Annotated in this window: 22 protein-coding genes and 1 other annotated feature; of the genes, 21 read left to right on the forward strand and 1 reads right to left on the reverse strand. The window is 35.3% G+C overall.

All coding sequences use genetic code 11. The features are described from left to right. Nucleotide 1: 1 nt before the first annotated feature. Complete coding sequence (locus ACWG0P_RS07835) at nt 2-1,063, reverse strand: GGDEF domain-containing protein (protein WP_455801251.1); 1,062 nt, start codon at nt 1,061-1,063, stop codon at nt 2-4. 155 nt (nt 1,064-1,218) lie between these two features. Between ACWG0P_RS07835 and ACWG0P_RS07840 the strand changes: the two genes are divergently transcribed. The 21 genes from ACWG0P_RS07840 to ACWG0P_RS07940 all read left to right on the forward strand — a co-directional run bounded on the left by ACWG0P_RS07840 (nt 1,219) and on the right by ACWG0P_RS07940 (nt 17,161). Next, nucleotides 1,219-1,785, forward strand: coding sequence for a sugar O-acetyltransferase (locus ACWG0P_RS07840; RefSeq protein ID WP_455801252.1), 567 nt, complete (start codon nt 1,219-1,221; stop codon nt 1,783-1,785). Further along, entirely contained in the window at nt 1,786-2,604 is an 819-nt protein-coding gene (locus ACWG0P_RS07845; protein WP_455801253.1) for a purine-nucleoside phosphorylase, read from the forward strand. A gap of 21 nt (nt 2,605-2,625) precedes the next feature. After that, nucleotides 2,626-3,948: a replication-associated recombination protein A gene (locus ACWG0P_RS07850; RefSeq protein WP_455801254.1), complete on the forward strand. Its 1,323-nt coding sequence runs from the start codon at nt 2,626-2,628 to the stop codon at nt 3,946-3,948. 146 nt (nt 3,949-4,094) lie between these two features. Continuing rightward, on the forward strand, nt 4,095-4,715 hold the full coding sequence (locus tag ACWG0P_RS07855; protein WP_455801255.1) for a TetR/AcrR family transcriptional regulator: 621 nt from the start codon (nt 4,095-4,097) through the stop codon (nt 4,713-4,715). Further along, the gene (locus tag ACWG0P_RS07860; RefSeq protein ID WP_455801256.1) at nt 4,712-5,602 is read left to right on the forward strand and encodes an ABC transporter ATP-binding protein; all 891 of its coding nucleotides are present in this window, start codon (nt 4,712-4,714) and stop codon (nt 5,600-5,602) included. Before ACWG0P_RS07855 ends, ACWG0P_RS07860 begins: the two co-directional genes overlap by 4 nt. Next, a complete protein-coding gene (locus ACWG0P_RS07865) occupies nt 5,599-6,393 on the forward strand; it encodes an ABC transporter permease subunit (protein ID WP_455801257.1) in 795 nt (264 codons plus the stop codon). The genes ACWG0P_RS07860 and ACWG0P_RS07865 overlap by 4 nt, the downstream gene beginning before the upstream one ends. Nucleotides 6,394-6,402: 9 nt before the next feature. Further along, complete coding sequence (locus tag ACWG0P_RS07870; RefSeq protein WP_455801258.1) at nt 6,403-7,188, forward strand: ABC transporter permease subunit; 786 nt, start codon at nt 6,403-6,405, stop codon at nt 7,186-7,188. 165 nt (nt 7,189-7,353) lie between these two features. Next, complete coding sequence (locus ACWG0P_RS07875; protein WP_455790516.1) at nt 7,354-7,707, forward strand: helix-turn-helix domain-containing protein; 354 nt, start codon at nt 7,354-7,356, stop codon at nt 7,705-7,707. A 110-nt stretch (nt 7,708-7,817) separates the two neighbouring features. Beyond that, a complete protein-coding gene (locus ACWG0P_RS07880) occupies nt 7,818-7,964 on the forward strand; it encodes a hypothetical protein (protein ID WP_455790517.1) in 147 nt (48 codons plus the stop codon). Between the two features lie 63 nt (nt 7,965-8,027). After that, complete coding sequence (locus tag ACWG0P_RS07885; RefSeq protein ID WP_455790518.1) at nt 8,028-8,438, forward strand: DUF3795 domain-containing protein; 411 nt, start codon at nt 8,028-8,030, stop codon at nt 8,436-8,438. Between the two features lie 127 nt (nt 8,439-8,565). Then, nucleotides 8,566-8,804, forward strand: a binding site (T-box leader). Nucleotides 8,805-8,841: 37 nt separating this feature from the next. Beyond that, nucleotides 8,842-9,969: an ATP phosphoribosyltransferase regulatory subunit gene (hisZ, locus tag ACWG0P_RS07890; RefSeq protein WP_455801259.1), complete on the forward strand. Its 1,128-nt coding sequence runs from the start codon at nt 8,842-8,844 to the stop codon at nt 9,967-9,969. Next, on the forward strand, nt 9,966-10,589 hold the full coding sequence (gene hisG / locus ACWG0P_RS07895) for an ATP phosphoribosyltransferase (RefSeq protein WP_455790522.1): 624 nt from the start codon (nt 9,966-9,968) through the stop codon (nt 10,587-10,589). Before hisZ ends, hisG begins: the two co-directional genes overlap by 4 nt. Before the next feature lie 3 nt (nt 10,590-10,592). Beyond that, a complete protein-coding gene (hisD, locus tag ACWG0P_RS07900; RefSeq protein WP_455801260.1) occupies nt 10,593-11,876 on the forward strand; it encodes a histidinol dehydrogenase in 1,284 nt (427 codons plus the stop codon). Then, entirely contained in the window at nt 11,873-12,901 is a 1,029-nt protein-coding gene (locus ACWG0P_RS07905; protein ID WP_455801261.1) for a pyridoxal phosphate-dependent aminotransferase, read from the forward strand. Before hisD ends, ACWG0P_RS07905 begins: the two co-directional genes overlap by 4 nt. After that, nucleotides 12,898-13,476 carry an imidazoleglycerol-phosphate dehydratase HisB gene (hisB, locus tag ACWG0P_RS07910; RefSeq protein WP_455801262.1) on the forward strand — a complete coding sequence of 193 codons (579 nt, stop codon included), beginning with the start codon at nt 12,898-12,900 and terminating at the stop codon, nt 13,474-13,476. Before ACWG0P_RS07905 ends, hisB begins: the two co-directional genes overlap by 4 nt. After that, the gene (hisH, locus tag ACWG0P_RS07915) at nt 13,476-14,090 is read left to right on the forward strand and encodes an imidazole glycerol phosphate synthase subunit HisH (RefSeq protein ID WP_455801263.1); all 615 of its coding nucleotides are present in this window, start codon (nt 13,476-13,478) and stop codon (nt 14,088-14,090) included. The genes hisB and hisH overlap by 1 nt, the downstream gene beginning before the upstream one ends. After that, nucleotides 14,087-14,806 carry a 1-(5-phosphoribosyl)-5-[(5-phosphoribosylamino)methylideneamino]imidazole-4-carboxamide isomerase gene (gene hisA, locus ACWG0P_RS07920; protein ID WP_455801264.1) on the forward strand — a complete coding sequence of 240 codons (720 nt, stop codon included), beginning with the start codon at nt 14,087-14,089 and terminating at the stop codon, nt 14,804-14,806. The genes hisH and hisA overlap by 4 nt, the downstream gene beginning before the upstream one ends. Nucleotide 14,807: 1 nt before the next feature. Then, nucleotides 14,808-15,569 (forward strand): imidazole glycerol phosphate synthase subunit HisF, encoded by a 762-nt coding sequence (hisF, locus tag ACWG0P_RS07925; protein WP_455801265.1) that lies wholly within the window; start codon nt 14,808-14,810, stop codon nt 15,567-15,569. Then, nucleotides 15,566-15,901 (forward strand): phosphoribosyl-AMP cyclohydrolase, encoded by a 336-nt coding sequence (gene hisI, locus ACWG0P_RS07930; RefSeq protein WP_455801266.1) that lies wholly within the window; start codon nt 15,566-15,568, stop codon nt 15,899-15,901. The genes hisF and hisI overlap by 4 nt, the downstream gene beginning before the upstream one ends. After that, nucleotides 15,889-16,212: a phosphoribosyl-ATP diphosphatase gene (gene hisE, locus ACWG0P_RS07935; RefSeq protein WP_455801267.1), complete on the forward strand. Its 324-nt coding sequence runs from the start codon at nt 15,889-15,891 to the stop codon at nt 16,210-16,212. Before hisI ends, hisE begins: the two co-directional genes overlap by 13 nt. Nucleotides 16,213-16,306: 94 nt before the next feature. Beyond that, complete coding sequence (locus tag ACWG0P_RS07940) at nt 16,307-17,161, forward strand: AraC family transcriptional regulator (RefSeq protein WP_455801268.1); 855 nt, start codon at nt 16,307-16,309, stop codon at nt 17,159-17,161. Nucleotides 17,162-17,185 lie beyond the last annotated feature (24 nt).

Below are 17,185 nucleotides of genomic sequence, written 5' to 3' on the forward strand. Positions count from 1 at the left end.
GCTATACCTTATTTTTGTTCGCTTTATCAGCTTTTTTGTTTTCATACATCAACGCATCAATTTGATTGATAAACTCAAAGATACTGATTTGTGGTAAATATTTACCGATTCCAAAAGAGAAATCTAAATGTATTTTATTCATTTCAACACGAGCCTGTAGAATACCATCATTCACTTTTTCAAGATTATCTTTCTTAGAAAGGACTACGAATTCATCTCCACCAATACGATATAAGCTACAAGATGGAACATGTTTACTCATGATATTTGTAAATGTGATTAAGAATCGATCACCTGCGTCATGACCATAAGTGTCATTGATAACTTTCAAATCATTAATATCTAATAAAGCAATAATGCAAGATGAATGCGAGTGGATGCGATCCAAATCTTTCATATATACAGAACGATTATAGGCACTAGTGAGAGGATCTAGTATAGAATGATTAATATTCAATAACAGATAATACATCGGTAAGGATAGAGAAGCCGCAACCCATGAAAGAAAAAAATATCCAAAAATGATTTCCGTTATCATACCGAAGATAAGCAGAGTAATGACACTTGCAAGGAATAGCCTTTCAAATGATCTTCCTTTTAGCCTTTGTTTTCCTGTATAGAATATGAGTATACACATATAAAATATCGTAGTTAAGAAAGGCAAGAAAAAAAAGGGTCCTCGTCCATATGTGTTAATAGTACTAATGTCAAATACAAAACCACCCCATATGGAAATAAAACAAATGACTACATTTGCAATCAAAGGAATGTAAAGTGCATTGGAAGATTTTTTCGCAATCGCAATTTTATATAAAAATAATGGTACAAGAGGGCAAACTGCAAAGTTAATGAAACTTGTAATCCGTCTTACATACCAGATATTCCACAAGTTTTGAGATAAATAATCAATGCTAATTACAACGAGCATAAATAAAAATGTCAATGCAGATGCGACAAAGTAAGATTTTTGTTGCTTGTTAAATATAGGGTTATAAATAGCAAGTGCAAGAAAAATAAGTAATATCAAAAAAGGAAATAAGTTACTATACATAATGATGTCCATCTTGTACCTCCTTGTCATAGCCTTGCTATTTTATTATAACATATTTGTAAGAAGTGGTTACATGATAGGACGTATAAATTTTACTTTCATATGTGGGTAAGATAGGGTAAAATAGAACTAGAAATGCAATGCATGGAAAAGGATTTGGAGTATATATGAGTGAAAAAGATAAAATGTTACTGGGTCAATTATATGATGCTGGAGCGGATAAAGAATTAGTGAATGATCGTAGAAAGTGTAAGGATGTATGTTTTGCGTACAATAATTTATTACCTAGTGATTCAAAAAGGCATGATGAAATTCTTGAAGGATTGTTAAAGGAAAAAGGAGAAAGAGTGGAAATCATACAACCTTTTTGGTGTGATTATGGCTATAATATCACCCTTGGTCATGATGTGTTTATCAATCATAATTGTACAATTTTGGATTGTGCGCAAGTTGTGATAGGGAATCATGTATTTATCGCACCTGATTGTGGTATTCATACGGCGGGTCACCCCCAGGATATTGAACAACGTAATGCAGGTTTGGAGTATGCCTATCCAATAACCATTCAAGATAATGTATGGATTGGCGCAAATGTTACAATTTTACCAGGTGTTACAATTGGAAAAAACAGTGTGATTGGTGCAGGTGCTGTTGTTAATAAAGATATTCCTGAAGGTGTGATAGCTGTTGGAAATCCTTGCCGTGTATTAAAGAAGATAAAGGAGGAATCATAAATGTTCTATGAACAAGTAAAAGAGTCCACAGATTATCTAAAGAACCATATACAAGGCAGTGTGGATACGGGAATCGTACTAGGCAGTGGATTAGGTTCTTTAGTCGATGAAATGAGTGAGAAAATAATCATTCCATATAATGAAATTCCACATTTTCCAAAATCAAAATTGGAGGGTCATGCAGGAAATCTAGTATTTGGTGTTTTACAAGGACGTCATGTAGTGGCAATGCAGGGGCGTTTTCATTATTATGAAGGATTTACGATGAAAGAAGTTACGTATCCTATCTATGTTATGAAACTACTTGGGGTAAAGGAATTGATTGTGACAAATGCTTGTGGAGGTATCAATCAAAGTTTTCAACCAGGAGATTTAATGATCATTGAAGATTTTATCAATTCTGTTTGTGTGAATCCTTTGATTGGTGATAATGATGAACGATTTGGTCCACGTTTTCCAGATATGTCTGAACCCTATGCCAATCGCTTACGTGCACTTGCGAAAGATGTTGCACAAGAATTAGAGATACCCTTCCAGGAAGGCGTCTATACGTTCTTTCAAGGACCTTATTATGAAACGGCTGCAGAAATACGCTTTTATGCAAAAGGTGGCAGTGACGCGATAGGAATGTCTACTGTGCCAGAAACCATTGTCGCAAACTACCTAGGAATTGAAGTACTTGGTATCGCATGTATTACCAATATGGCAACTGGTATTTGTAAAGAGAAACATAGTCATGCAGGAGTATTAGAAACAGCAAATCGTGCAAGTGATCGATTGTGCAAATGGATCAAAGGTATACTTAAACAGCTTTCTTAAATAAAGAATGGAAGTGATACAATGGAACAAGAATCCTTATTTTATCATCAAGAATCCATGGAACCTTTAGCAAATCGACTTCGTCCAGAGACCCTAGAACATTATGTTGGACAAAAGCACCTTTTAGATAAAGGAAAAGTTTTATGGAATCTAATCGAAAAAGATCAAATATCTTCCATGATATTTTGGGGTCCACCAGGTGTTGGTAAAACTACCTTAGCAAGAATTATTGCAAATAAAACACAAGCGAAATTCATTAACTTTTCTGCGGTTACTAGTGGAATCAAGGAAATTAAAGAGGTAATGAAAGAAGCCCAAAGTGCTCGTGTCTTTGGAAGAAAGACAATTGTATTTGTGGATGAAATCCATCGTTTTAATAAGGCACAACAAGATGCTTTCTTACCTTATGTAGAACAAGGCAGTATCATCCTGATTGGCGCAACTACAGAAAACCCTAGCTTTGAAGTTAACTCAGCCCTTTTATCACGATGTAAAGTATTCGTATTAAAGGGTCTTCAACAAGAAGACTTAGTAGAATTATTAACCCATGCCCTACAAGATGAACGTGGATTTAAGGATCTAAATGTACATATTAACAAAGAAATGTTATCGCTCGTCGCATCCTTTGCGAACGGAGATGCACGAAGTGCCCTAAACACTTTAGAAATGCTGATCCTAAATGGAGAAGAACAAGAGGATGGCATTTATATCTCACAAGAAACATTAAAACAATGTATTTCTAAAAAATCTTTGTTGTATGATAAAACTGGTGAGGAACATTATAATATCATTTCAGCCCTTCATAAATCGATGCGTAACAGCGATGTCGATGCGGCAATCTATTGGCTAGCACGTATGATAGAAGCTGGAGAAGATCCTTTATATGTCGCAAGAAGACTCATTCGTTTTGCGAGTGAAGATATTGGTATGGCAGATAGTAGAGCACTCGAAATTTGTGTCGCTGTATATCAAAGTTGTCACTTCTTGGGAATGCCCGAATGCAACGTACACTTAACACATGCCGTTACGTATCTATCCTTAGCACCAAAATCCAACGCATTATATATGGCATATGGAGCCGCTAAAGAAGATGCTCTAAAGATGTTATCAGAACCAGTTCCTCTACAAATACGCAACGCTCCAACAAAGCTGATGAAAGAGCTACATTATGGAGAAGATTATCAATACGCGCACGATAGTGAAGACAAATTAACCAATATGCAGTGTATGCCAGATTCTTTGTTAAATCGCACCTATTATCATCCAACGACACAAGGTTCAGAGGCAAAAGTAACACAACGTCTTCAACAAATAAAAGAATGGAAAAAAACTCATCAAAAGTAAGATGGAAGGAGTACTACAACACTCCTTCTTTTTATATATTAAAAACACATAAAGATTTTATAAGGGGGCTTGTAAAAAATAGTCAATGCGTTAAAATGATATTGACCGTAGAGTTAAACCGACTTGGTCAATATAGGAGTTCGACTATGAATGAGAAATTTTTTAAACTATCAAATGAAAAGCGTACAAATATTATCAACGCCGCAATGGAAGTCTTTGGTAAGCATGAATATAAGCGTGCTGTTACGGATGAAATTGCCTCAAAAGCAGGTATTTCTAAAGGACTTCTCTTTTATTACTTTCACAATAAAAAAGAATTGTATATCTATGTTTGCCAATATTGTTTTGAGCTTATGAAAACGTTGGTAATCGATGAACACTTTGATGAAATCACAGACTTCTTCGACTTAATGACGTATGGAGCTAATAAGAAAGTAGAACTCTTGCATAAGCATCCAGCAATTATGGAGTTTGTAATGCGCGCATATTATTCAAAGAATGAATCGATCAGTGATGATGTGAATAAAGATGTACAGAGTGAATTGGGAAAAAGTTATGAAACCTATTTTAAAAACATTGATTTTTCTAAGTTTAAAGAAGATGTCGATCCACAATATATATTTCAAATGTTGGTATGGATGAGTGATGGCTATCTTCATGAATTGCAAAAAAGTAATCAACCAATTGATTTAGAACAGATTATGATAGACTTTAATAAGTGGAAAGAAATATTTCGTACCATCATATACAAGGAGGAGTTTGTATGAGTACAATCATTGAAATAAAAGATTTAACTAAGAGCTATGGGAAACATAGAGGAATTGAATATGTGAATTTAACGATTGAAAAGGGAGAAATATTTGGATTTATAGGACCGAATGGTGCAGGGAAGTCTACTACCATTCGTACCTTACTAGGACTGATTCATCCAACGAGTGGTACTGCAACAATTTTTGGAAAAGACTGTATTGCATGTCGTGATGAAAATGCGAAAAACATAGGATACTTACCAAGCGAAGTATTCTATTATGATCATATGAAAGTAAAAGATTTATTGGCATATTCCGCATCTTTCTATAAAAAAGATTGTAGTGCACGTATCAAAGAACTATGCGAATTATTAGAACTTGATGTAAATCGTAAAATAGAAGACTTATCTTATGGGAACCGTAAAAAAGTAGGAATTGTACAAGGGTTGTTGCATAGTCCAGAGCTTATTGTATTAGATGAGCCAACAAGCGGATTAGATCCCCTTATGCAAAATAAATTCTTTGAGCTTATTCGTAAAGAAAATGAAAAAGGAGTTACCATTTTCTTCTCTTCCCATATCCTTGGAGAAGTGCAAAAGATGTGTGATCGAGTAGGCATTATCAAAGATGGAAAAATACTAAAGATTGAAACGATGGAAAATTTACGTATGAACACATATAAACGAGTGGATGTTATGTGTAAAGAAGACTCCATTTCTCAGATACAGACATTAACTGGAGTTTCACAGTTTGTAAAGAATGAGGATCTATATTCCTTTATGTATAATGGAAACTTAAATGGATTATTGAAAGAACTTAGCAAACATACACTTGAAAACTTGGAAATACACGAACCTGATTTAGAAGATATCTTCATGCAGTACTATGAGGAGGAGCGTCTATGAATATCTTTCGCTTTGAATGCCGAAGATATTTCATATCCACTCTAATATGGGCATTGTCTTTAACGGTTTTTGGATATATATGCATACAATTATTTGTTTCATTTTCTTCCGATGTGAAGTTCTTTGAAACAATGTTGAATGCGTATTCACCAGAAATGCTAAAAGCATTTGGAGCACAGCTTTCTACCATTAAAACCTTGCCTGGATTTTATAGTTTTTGTTTTATGTATATCGTTGCGGCTGCGGCATTTCAATCTACGTACTTGGGATTACATGTGATCGGCAAGGAAATGAGTGGGAAATCAGCGGACTTTATATTTACAAAACCATGTACACGTCAAAAAATTCTTACATGTAAATTAGCTAGTATTCTTTTATGTTTGTTGTTAACGAATCTTATTTATAGTACTGGAAGCATAATAAGTGCGAGTCAAACAGGATTGCAGTTTGATACAGGTATGATGTGGATGTTGAACCTTTCTATGTTGTTAACACAGTTGTTGTTTATGGCTTTGGGATTTTTATTGGCTTGTGTGATGAAAAAGATTAAAACACCACTAGCTTTAACAACAGGAATTGTAAGTGCATTTTTCTTATTACAGATGGTAGTGAATTTAGAACCTGATGGAATCTTATCTTATGTATCCTTTCTAAGCTATGTTTCTGCCGATTCTATTGTCGCGAATCAGGGATTTGAAATAGTGAAATTAAGTATCTTAGTAATCCTAACCATCGCATTTTTATCTGCTGGATATCTCTTTTTCAAGCGTAGAGATATTCATGCATTGTAGGAGGTTTCTATGAATATAATTTTGAGAGAATGGAAATCGTATGTACGTCAAACTACGTATTGGATGATTGGTTTGTTTTTACTTCTATTTATTTCGTTTTATAAGATGGATGGGTTATCAAGTACACCAGGAGGAATTCAAACGATTCTAGAATCGTTACCTCCAGCGTTACAAGTATTCTTTGGATCAGCAAGTGATATGGGAACAGGGATTGGTATTTATCAAATGATTCACTTGTATTTAGCAATTGCCCTATCTTTGCATGCGGTGATTTTAGGAGCGCATATTTTTGCGAAAGAAGAACATGATAAAACTTTTGAGTTCTTATATGTGAAGGGTGTGAAAAGAATACGAATCCTTTGTGATAAGATTATCGCGGGCGTTGTGATTTTACTTGTATTAGATGTCGTATGTGTACTAGGTGTCTATATGTCTATTGCGATGATGAATATGAGTCTATCCTTTATGGATTTACTTCCTTATATGAGTGCACTTTATATGATGCAACTCTTCTTCTTTTCGATGTCGTTACTCATCAGTTTACTTATGAAGCAAAATCAAAAGGCAGGAGCGATTGGATGTGGTATTGTTTTTGTTATGTTTATGATTACGATGTATGGAAAAATGGGAGGAAAAGTAGAAGTACTTGATAAGTTATCCTTATTTCATTATACGGATGCTAGCTATATTCAAGGAAATGATATGTTTTCCATTCCAACCTTATGCATTGCAATACTAATATTGGTAGGATGTATAGGATCACAGTGGATTCATGAACGTAGAGATTTATTGTAAAGAATGTAAGGTATGACTTGGCAAGTCATACCTTTTTCTGTATCATATCAATATACAAAATATGTATAATTCGACAAATAGATACACGGATTACTTTTAATTATTCTATACTGGCGAATATTCCATAAAATTCCATTATAATTATGTCGAAGTTGGTGAGGAATTATGAAGAAAGTTACAGAAATCAATCTGACTGTAGGAAAAGCCATTCGTGATGGTCTACAGCACAAAAAGTTAACACAAGGGGATTTAGCAAACATTGTTGGTTCAACGCAACGTTCCATCTCATCTTATGTAAATGGAACTGCACAACCACCACTAGACATTTTAGTAAATATCTGTCGTGCATTGGAAATCAATCTCAATCAGATTTTACGTATTCCAGATTATGAAACGCCTTATCGTCTATTAACAGACCCTAAAGAAATCGCCTATCTGAAAATATTAAGCGGTATTCCAGATGAGCGAAAGGAAGAATATCTAGAGATTTTGTTAAGAATTCGCGGTTTACTGAAATAGTAAATCGCTTTTTTTTTGAAAATATGACGTACTGGTCTTTTTATATTATAAATCGTATTTACAAATCTTTCTCATGGTTTATACTATATATAGCAAAGGTTGGGATTAAGATGGAAGAAAAAGTACAAATAGAAGTAAATCAAGAAGAATATAGTATCATAGAATTTTATCGTCAGCTTCCTGAAGCTAAGCAAGATAAGTTCATGAAACTGTTATATTCCTTGCGCAAAGTCTTATTAGAAGAAAAAGATATATAAACTCTTTTAAAATGCCACAAGAACTGTTACAATAACTATAATTGATAAGCAGAGGTAATGTATATGAATGAAAAAGATATCATCGAAAGCATTGGCTATTGTGGACGCGTATGTGCCTTATGTAAGGACGCAAAGTATTGTGAAGGTTGTAAGTCGAGACATGCGACAAAGTCAAGACATGAGAATAGTGAAGGGTGTTACCAGTACCAATGTTGCCATAAAAAGGGTATACAAGGTTGTTGGGAATGTGATGATGCTCCTTGTGATAACGATATGTTTTCTACACAACGAAATTTACGTTATCGTGCATTCATAAGATTTGCGAAATATGAAGGTGTTGAAGAGCTTGGAAAGTGTGTATTTATCAACCAAGTAAGTGGTATTAAATATGGAGATGATAAGGATTATGATCATTTTCAAAAAGAGAGTGAAGTTGTTGGATTGTTAACGAAACATTATTTAGTAAATGATTGATATAAAGGCCATGGTTGTCATGGTCTTTTCTTTTGAATGAAAGAAAATGATATGATTACATAAATAATGAAAATATTTCATAAGAATGATTGACATTTTCATTAATAAGAGATAGTATATATACATATACAATGCAATGATAAGAAATAGTAGGAATATGGACATTCAAGAGAGTTTTCGGTTGGTGTAAGAAAACATGGTAAGTATTGTGAACACATCTTTGAGCAGTAAAGGCGAAATGAGTAGTCTTTATCGGAATCCCTGCACCCGTTATCGTGCTAGAGTATGATAGTACTCGAAGAGGTTGATATCGTGAGGTATCAATAAAATAAGGTGGAACCACGTAAGGTAACTTTCGTCCTTTGGATGGAAGTTTTTTTGTATATAAAGAGGAGGAAAACTTATGAAACAATTTCGTATACCAGAGGGTACAAGAGATTTAATTTTAACAGAAAGCAAGATGAAAAGAATACTAGAAAGACGCATTGAACAAGTCTTTGATAGTTATGGTTTCCAAGAAATCATTACACCATCCATTGAATACTATCAAACCTATCAAACGGGATTTGAAACAGTAAAAGATGAACAGATGTACAAATTCTTTGATCATAATGGAAGCATTCTTACATTGCGTATGGATATGACTGTACCTATTGCTCGTGTAGTTACTACAAAATTTAAAGATCAAAAGCCACCATTTCGTTTTCGTTATTGTGCAGATGTATTCAAAGTAAAAGAATACTTTGCTGGAAAACGTAATGAAGTTAGTGATTGTGGAGTAGAACTCATAGGACTAGAAGATTATGAAAGTGATTTAGAAATGCTTGTATGTGCATTGGAAGTCATGGATGCGATGAAACAGGATTCCTATACTCTAGAAATCGGTAATGTAAACTTTTTTATGCAAGCATGTAAAGACCTTTCTTTAGCAAATGATACAATAGAAACATTAGCCGATTTCATCGATCGAAAAAGTATGATAGAGCTAGAAGAATATTTGACATCTCTAGATCTTAACGAGGGAGATAAAACGTTCTTCTTACAGCTTCCTTGGCTATGTGGAGATGGTGCTATCTTAAAAGATGCGCAAGCCTATTGTTTCAATGAACATTTAAAGGCAATCTTAGAAAACCTGCAACTGATTGATGCTCAACTATGTGAACTTGGCTTTGAAGGAAAATTTACCTTTGATTTAGGAAAGGTTCCACATTTAAATTATTATAGTGGCATCATATTTGAAGGCTTTGTAGAAGGTATTGGAACATCCGTGTTAAGTGGAGGTCGTTACGATACTTTATTAGAAAAGTTTGGAGAAGCAATGCCTGCCATTGGGTTCTCCGTAAAGCTTGATTATGTATTGCCTGTACTTAAACTAGAAGATGATGAAAAAGAGACCGTGATATTATGTTATCCAGTCTCAAAGAAAGTGGAAGCACTTCGTTTAGCAAGTGAAATGCGGAAACATAGTCGTGTACAATTATTGACACAAGATCGAGAAGACATAGTCATGATCAAGGAGGAAAACGTATGAGTATATCTATAGCTCTAACAAAAGGTAGATTAGAAAAAGATACTGTTAAAATATTAGAGAAGAACGAATATGGTATTGCCTGCTTGAAAGATAAAGGAAGACAACTTGTATTTCAAGATTCTAAGAAGGACATTCGTTATTTCCTTGTGAAGGCAAACGATTGTATTACGTATGTTCAACATGGTGTCGCAGACATTGGTGTTGTTGGAAAAGATACTTTATTAGAAGGAGATAGTGATTACTATGAGATGTTAGATCTTGGAATTGGTAAATGTAAGTTTATCGTCGCAGGACTAAAAGATCAAAACCCATTTGATAAAGTAGGACATATTAAAATAGGAACGAAGTATCCACATATCGCAAAGAATTACTTTCTTGAAAAAGGATTGGATGTAGAATGTATCAAAATCGATGGTTCTGTAGAACTAGCTCCTATCTTGGGGTTATGCGATGGAATTGTCGATATTATGGAAACAGGCACAACCTTAAAAGAAAACGGGCTTGTTGTATTCGATACTGTGTGTGAAATTAGTGCACGAGTAATTGTGAATAAAGCGAGCTTTAAATTGAAGAGAAAAGAAATTATGGAGATTTTAGAAGATTTAAAGAAAGGGGCGTAAGGCATGTTAAGCAAGATGGATGTAAATGATGCGCTTGGATTAAGTGCATATCTAGAAAGTCGCAGTGAAGATGTCGATAGTGAACTGATTATGAACGTTAGCAAGATTCTTGCGGATGTGAAGAAAAATAAAGATGAAGCTCTCTTTCGGTATACAAAAATGTTTGATAAAATCAACTTAACAACCTTGCGAGTAAGTGATGAGGAAGTTAGACAAGCCGCATCGAAGGCCGATGCTTATTTTGTGGAGTGTATAAAGAAGGCTGCACAAAATATTGAGTTTTTCCATCATGCGCAAAAACAAAATGGCTATCATTTAGAAAAAGAAATGGGAATCTATCTTGGTCAACGTGTACTACCATTAGACAGTGTTGGTATTTATGTGCCAGGAGGTAGAGCGCAATATCCTTCAAGTGTTTTAATGAATGCAATTCCTGCACGTATTGCGGGTGTAAAGCGTATCGTTATGATTACACCACCTTCTGCAGATGGTAGTTTACATCCCAATATTGCGGCGGCGGCGTTGGTTGCGGGAGTGAGTGAAATCTATAAGGTAGGAGGAGCCCAATCGATTGGTGCACTTGCCTATGGAACACAGAGTATTGCGAAGGTAGATAAAATTGTTGGACCTGGAAATATCTTTGTCGCAACTGCGAAGAAGCTCGTCTTTGGAACGGTAGATATCGATATGATAGCGGGACCAAGTGAAATATTGGTGATCGCAGATGAAGGGGCAAATCCGAATTATATCGCAGCCGATTTATTATCACAGGCAGAACATGATCCTTTGGCAAGTTCAATCCTAGTTACTACAAGCGACACCCTTATCGATGAAGTAAATATAGCGTTGCGTAAGCAGTGTGATGTCTTACCAAAGAAAGAGATTGCGCAAGCATCCTTAAAAGATTATGGCAAGTCGATTCTTTGTAGTAGCATCGAAGAATGTATCGAAATTAGCAATGCCATAGCTCCAGAACACTTAGAACTTATGATACAAAATCCGAAACAGTATCTGGATCTAGTGAAACATGCAGGGAGTGTATTCCTTGGTTATCAAACATGTGAAAGTATTGGAGATTATTATGGTGGTACTAACCATGTGTTACCAACGAGTGGAACTGCACGTTTTTCCAGTGCATTGAGTGTAGATAGTTTTATTAAGAAATCAAGTTATCTTTACTATACAAAAGAAGCGTTAGATTGTTATGGGAATGATATCATTGAAATCGCCCAACAAGAAGAATTAGAAGCACATGCGAATGCAGTGAGAGTGAGGATGAAATCATGAAGGAAGTAGAAACTTACACAGCCAAGCAAACTGGCAACATCATGTTAAATGCAAACGAACTCTATCAAGATGTAAGTGTATCAATCAAAAAAGAAATCATGGAAGAACTAATGCAGGTTCCCTTTCATCGCTATCCAGATGAGCGCAATCAAGCATTGATTGAAGCCTATAGTAAAGTTATCAATATCCCTTGTGAAAATATTATGGCAGGGAATGGTTCCGATGAAATGTTAGGCTTGATGATTGGATATTTCCTTGGAAAAGATAAAACGTTATATACGTTAACACCAGACTTTTCTATGTATGACTATTATACGAGCATGCAGGAAGCAAATATCTTAAAGTTTAAATGTGAAGAAGATGGAAGTTTCAATATCCTAGATTTTATTGAACATGGACGCCGTAATAACGTTCATATGATCCTATTTTCGAATCCAAACAATCCAACAGGACACTACTTGGACAACGCATCATTGAAAGAAATTGTAGAAGCATTTCCTACAATTCCTGTTATCATCGATGAAGCGTATAGTGAATTCGCAAAGGAATCGATGGTTTCTTATATTGAACAATACCCAAACCTCTACGTTACTAGAACGTTATCAAAAGCATATGGTTTAGCTGGTGTACGTTTAGGATTCCTCATGGGAAATAGTACAAATATGAAAAAGCTTCGTACCAAGGGTGTTCCTTATAACATTAGTAGTATTGACCAAAAAATTGGTGAAGTCGTACTACGTTATGTTCAAGACTATCAAGAAACGCTCAAAGAAACTATTGCACAACGAGATGCATTCTATGAGAGAGTGAAAACTTTAAAACATGTTACTTTTTATCCATCTCAAGCAAATTATGTATATGGAAGAAGTAAACATAAAGAAGCATTGTTAAAAACGCTAGAAGACGCTGGAATCATCATTCGAACATATGCAAATGATACATTCCGTGTTACCATAGGTTCAAAGGAAGAAAACGCACAAGTATTACAGTTATTGATGGCGTTTGACAAGGAGGTTATCGCATGAGAACAAGTATGAAAAAACGTACGACAAAAGAAACAGATATTTCATGTACTATAAATTTAGACGGGGTAGGAACTGCGAACATAGATACAGGAATCGGGTTTTTCGATCATATGTTAACACTGTTTGCGTTTCATTCAAAAATGGATATCGATGTAGTTGCACGCGGTGATTTAGATGTGTGTGATCATCATACAGTAGAAGACTGTGGAATTCTTTTGGGTGAATGCTTAAAGGAAGCGTTGGGTGATAAAAAAGGAATCGAACGATACGGTTCTATGAATTTAGTAATGGATGAAACTTTGGCAAATGTATCCTTAGATATAAGTGGTAGAAGTTTCCTTGTGTACAACTGTGAATTGAAGCGTGAACAAATTGGAACCCTCTCTTGTGAAATGGTAGAAGAATTTCTTCGTGCGGTTGCCTTTCAAGCAGGAATTACCTTACATGTAAATGTATCCTATGGAACTAACGATCATCATAAAGTTGAAGCTATTTTTAAAGCTTTTGGGCGTGCATGGAAACAAGCGATTGCGATTACTTCCGATGAACTGCCTAGTACGAAAGGCGTACTATAATGATTGCGGTGATTGATTATGGGATGGGAAACTTACACAGTGTGATCAATGCATTAGAAAAGATTGGTGCACCTTGTGTATTAACAAACGATCCCAAAGTTTTAGAAGAAGCCGATAAGTTAATTCTTCCAGGCGTTGGCGCATTTCCAGATTGTATGAAGAACTTAGAAGCACATGGTTTGATAGAGGTACTTCATAAGGAAGTCATTGAAAAAAAGAAACCTTTATTAGGTATCTGTTTGGGGATGCAAGCTCTTTTTGAAGAGAGTGATGAAATACAACTTACAAAAGGACTTGGATTTTTACCTGGACGAATTGAAAAAATGGAAGATACAGAGGTAAAGATTCCACATATTGGCTGGAATTTATTAGAAGCAAATATGTACCATCCTATCTTTGATAGAATGTCCACATCGCCATTTATGTATTATGTACATTCTTATGTTGTACAAGGGTATGTAGATGCACATGTATTGGGATATTCACATTATGGTTCTTTAAAGATACCAGGGTTACTACGTAAAGATAATATATTAGGTGCACAGTTTCATCCTGAAAAAAGTGGAGAGGATGGACTTTCCATCTTAACCTATTTTAAGGAGGAGTTTGTATGATAATTTTACCTGCGATTGATATCTTGGATCAAAAGCCAGTACGTTTATACCAAGGAGACTACGCAAAACAAGAATGTGTAGGAGAGAGCATTTTAGAGATTGCGAAAACCTTTGAAGCAGAAGGCGCTGACTATCTACATATGGTAGATTTGGATGGAGCTAAAGAAGGGAAAAAAGTAAACCAAGCATGTATTGTGGAAGTCGCAAAGAAACTATCCATTCCGGTGGAAGTTGGTGGAGGTATCCGTTCTATGGAAGATGTAGATTTCTATATCGAACAAGGAATTGCACGTGTAATTCTTGGAACTGCGGCAATCGAAGATCAAAGTTTCTTAAAAGCAGCGATTGAAAAATATGGTGATAAGATTGCGGTTGGAATCGATTGTAAAGATGGCTACGCCTATGGACGTGGTTGGTTAGCAAGCAGTGAAAAGGAATATGTATCGTTCGCGAAAGAATTGGAAGCTATGGGTGTTTCTACCATTATAGTTACTGATATTTCAAAAGATGGTACGATGATGGGACCCAATGTAGAAATGCTACGTAATCTAAAACAAGAGGTTTCTATGAACATTGTTGCCTCTGGTGGTATTAAAGACATTCATCATATTAAGTTATTAAAACAACTGGATATTTATGGTGCCATTACAGGAAAAGCAATGTATGCGAAAACACTTTCTCTTCCTGAAGCAATTCAAACTTGTAGGGAGGATTAGTATGCATACAAAACGAATTATTCCCTGTCTTGATGTGAAGGATGGAAAAGTTGTAAAAGGTATCAATTTCGTTGGATTAAAAGAAGTTGGTGACCCTGTAGATTTAGCAAAATCGTATTATGAACAAGGAGCTGATGAACTTGTATTTCTAGATATTACTGCTACGCATGAACAACGAGATACGATGGTAAAAGTTGTGAATGCCGTTGCGAAAGAAATCTTCATACCCTTTACGGTAGGTGGAGGAATTCGTAGCGTTGAGGATATTCGAAAGATGTTGTTGGCTGGTGCGGATAAAGTATCCTTAAACTCCGCTGCTGTACACAATAAGGAATTGATCAAAGAAGGTGCAGATATGTTTGGCTCCCAGTGTATCGTTCTAGCAGTCGATGGAAAAAAACGTGAAGATGGAAGTGGTTGGAATGTCTTTATCAATGGTGGACGTTTAGATACAGGTATGGATGTACTTGCGTGGATTAAAGAAGGAGTTGCGTTGGGGGCTGGCGAAATTCTACTAACAAGTATGAATGCCGATGGAACCAAACAAGGCTTTGATATTGAACTGTGTAAAGTGGTTCGAGACATGGTGGATGTCCCTGTAATTGCAAGTGGAGGATGTGGTACATTACAACACTTCGCAGATGTATTTGAACAAGAGGCAAGTGATGCGGCTTTGGCGGCTAGTATGTTTCATTATGGAGAGGTTACCATACAAGAAGTGAAGAAGTATCTCCAAGAGAAGGGAGTACCAGTACGTTTATGATAGAAATAAATTTTAAAAAAGGGAATGGACTAGTTCCAGTCATTGTACAAGATTACCAAAGCAATGAAGTGCTTATGTTAGCCTATATGTCTAAACTCAGTTTGGATATGACCATACAAACAAAAAAAGCGACCTATTATAGTCGCAGTCGAAATCGATTATGGATCAAAGGTGAAACAAGTGGACATTATCAATATGTAAAAGACATTCGTGTAGATTGTGATAACGATACAATCTTATTAAAAGTAGAACAAGTAGGAGCTGCCTGTCATACAGGCCATATTACATGTTTCTACCGTAATATGGAGGGAGAAGAAGTATGCGAGAACTAGATGTATTATATGAAACGATTTTAGATCGTAAAATAAATGGTGAAGAGGGTTCCTATACATCTTATCTGTTTGAAAAAGGTTTGGATAAAATACTGAAAAAGGTTGGTGAGGAGTGTACAGAAGTCGTAATCGCCTCACTTACACAAACCAAAGAAGACCAAGTGAATGAAATTGGAGATTTGTTGTATCATTTAACAGTCCTTATGGTAGAAAAGGGAATTACGTTAGAAGATGTAAACGCAGAGCTAGAAAAACGTAGTAATAAAACGCATAATCTTAAAGCAGAGCGTAAACCAATTGAAAAACTATAGCCGATGATTCGGCTTTTTTCTTTGTAGAATAACACCTTTGATGAAAAATGATACATAATTTTCTGATACAATAGTAGTTGAAAAGAGGTGTCCTATGAAAAATCAAGAATGTATACATTCATTATTATCTTATATAGAAGAACATCTATATAAACCTCTCACCATAGAAGAGCTAGCGAAACAAGTGGGGTATTCCACCTATCACTTACATAAACTATTTACGGGAGCATTTGAAATGAGTATCCATACATATATCGTTAGAAGAAGATTGAGTGAAGCCGCGTATTTCTTGGTACAAAGTGATATGAGTATTATAGAAATCGCCTTACAAGCAGGATATGAATCCCAACAAGCATTCCATAAAGCATTCAAAGGATTGTATCATAAAACTCCTGCTAATTATCGAAAAAAAGGGAGCGGTTTTAAAGTACAAATGCCACTTACCTTATCAAATCCAACAACATTACCAACCTCCTATGAAATAGATGTCGTGGAGCTGGGGGCCTTAAAATTCGCTGGATTTCAAGGGGATTGCGCAAAAGGTTTTCAAGTGATCAGAAAATGCCATCATAATTTACATAAGTATAAAGATAATATTAGAACTAGAGTAAATACAGATTTTTATGTTGGTATCAATGATTATACAAACGCGAACTTTGATACAACACAACCTTCATTCCTCTATTTCACAGGGATACAAATACAAGAAGAACTTCAGAATTCAATGTTTTATATAAAGGATATTCCCGCATCTCGTTATCTTCGTTTTCGCTTCTACGCAAATCCGAAAAATTCCATGGAGCCCATAGCATATGCCATATATCACGAGTATCTTCCTTATACAACCTATTGTTGTAGTGAGCATTGTCCAATGGATATCATCTTTTATAAAGAAGTACATGGAAAAGAAAAGGAAGTAGAAATAGCTTATCTTGTAGGAATTGATTGAATAATTTCACATAACTTCTATAAA

It is taken from the genome of Amedibacillus sp. YH-ame6 (assembly GCF_053848845.1).

Excerpts from the sequence above, each read along its gene's own strand:
- ACWG0P_RS07835 (WP_455801251.1), bottom strand. The coding sequence starts at position 1,063 with ATGGACATCATTATGTATAGTAACTTATTTCCTTTTTTGATATTACTT.
- ACWG0P_RS07840 (WP_455801252.1), top strand. The coding sequence starts at position 1,219 with ATGAGTGAAAAAGATAAAATGTTACTGGGTCAATTATATGATGCTGGA.
- ACWG0P_RS07845 (WP_455801253.1), top strand. The coding sequence starts at position 1,786 with ATGTTCTATGAACAAGTAAAAGAGTCCACAGATTATCTAAAGAACCAT.
- ACWG0P_RS07850 (WP_455801254.1), top strand. The coding sequence starts at position 2,626 with ATGGAACAAGAATCCTTATTTTATCATCAAGAATCCATGGAACCTTTA.
- ACWG0P_RS07855 (WP_455801255.1), top strand. The coding sequence starts at position 4,095 with ATGAATGAGAAATTTTTTAAACTATCAAATGAAAAGCGTACAAATATT.
- ACWG0P_RS07860 (WP_455801256.1), top strand. The coding sequence starts at position 4,712 with ATGAGTACAATCATTGAAATAAAAGATTTAACTAAGAGCTATGGGAAA.
- ACWG0P_RS07865 (WP_455801257.1), top strand. The coding sequence starts at position 5,599 with ATGAATATCTTTCGCTTTGAATGCCGAAGATATTTCATATCCACTCTA.
- ACWG0P_RS07870 (WP_455801258.1), top strand. The coding sequence starts at position 6,403 with ATGAATATAATTTTGAGAGAATGGAAATCGTATGTACGTCAAACTACG.
- ACWG0P_RS07875 (WP_455790516.1), top strand. The coding sequence starts at position 7,354 with ATGAAGAAAGTTACAGAAATCAATCTGACTGTAGGAAAAGCCATTCGT.
- ACWG0P_RS07880 (WP_455790517.1), top strand. The coding sequence starts at position 7,818 with ATGGAAGAAAAAGTACAAATAGAAGTAAATCAAGAAGAATATAGTATC.
- ACWG0P_RS07885 (WP_455790518.1), top strand. The coding sequence starts at position 8,028 with ATGAATGAAAAAGATATCATCGAAAGCATTGGCTATTGTGGACGCGTA.
- hisZ (WP_455801259.1), top strand. The coding sequence starts at position 8,842 with ATGAAACAATTTCGTATACCAGAGGGTACAAGAGATTTAATTTTAACA.
- hisG (WP_455790522.1), top strand. The coding sequence starts at position 9,966 with ATGAGTATATCTATAGCTCTAACAAAAGGTAGATTAGAAAAAGATACT.
- hisD (WP_455801260.1), top strand. The coding sequence starts at position 10,593 with ATGTTAAGCAAGATGGATGTAAATGATGCGCTTGGATTAAGTGCATAT.
- ACWG0P_RS07905 (WP_455801261.1), top strand. The coding sequence starts at position 11,873 with ATGAAGGAAGTAGAAACTTACACAGCCAAGCAAACTGGCAACATCATG.
- hisB (WP_455801262.1), top strand. The coding sequence starts at position 12,898 with ATGAGAACAAGTATGAAAAAACGTACGACAAAAGAAACAGATATTTCA.
- hisH (WP_455801263.1), top strand. The coding sequence starts at position 13,476 with ATGATTGCGGTGATTGATTATGGGATGGGAAACTTACACAGTGTGATC.
- hisA (WP_455801264.1), top strand. The coding sequence starts at position 14,087 with ATGATAATTTTACCTGCGATTGATATCTTGGATCAAAAGCCAGTACGT.
- hisF (WP_455801265.1), top strand. The coding sequence starts at position 14,808 with ATGCATACAAAACGAATTATTCCCTGTCTTGATGTGAAGGATGGAAAA.
- hisI (WP_455801266.1), top strand. The coding sequence starts at position 15,566 with ATGATAGAAATAAATTTTAAAAAAGGGAATGGACTAGTTCCAGTCATT.
- hisE (WP_455801267.1), top strand. The coding sequence starts at position 15,889 with ATGCGAGAACTAGATGTATTATATGAAACGATTTTAGATCGTAAAATA.
- ACWG0P_RS07940 (WP_455801268.1), top strand. The coding sequence starts at position 16,307 with ATGAAAAATCAAGAATGTATACATTCATTATTATCTTATATAGAAGAA.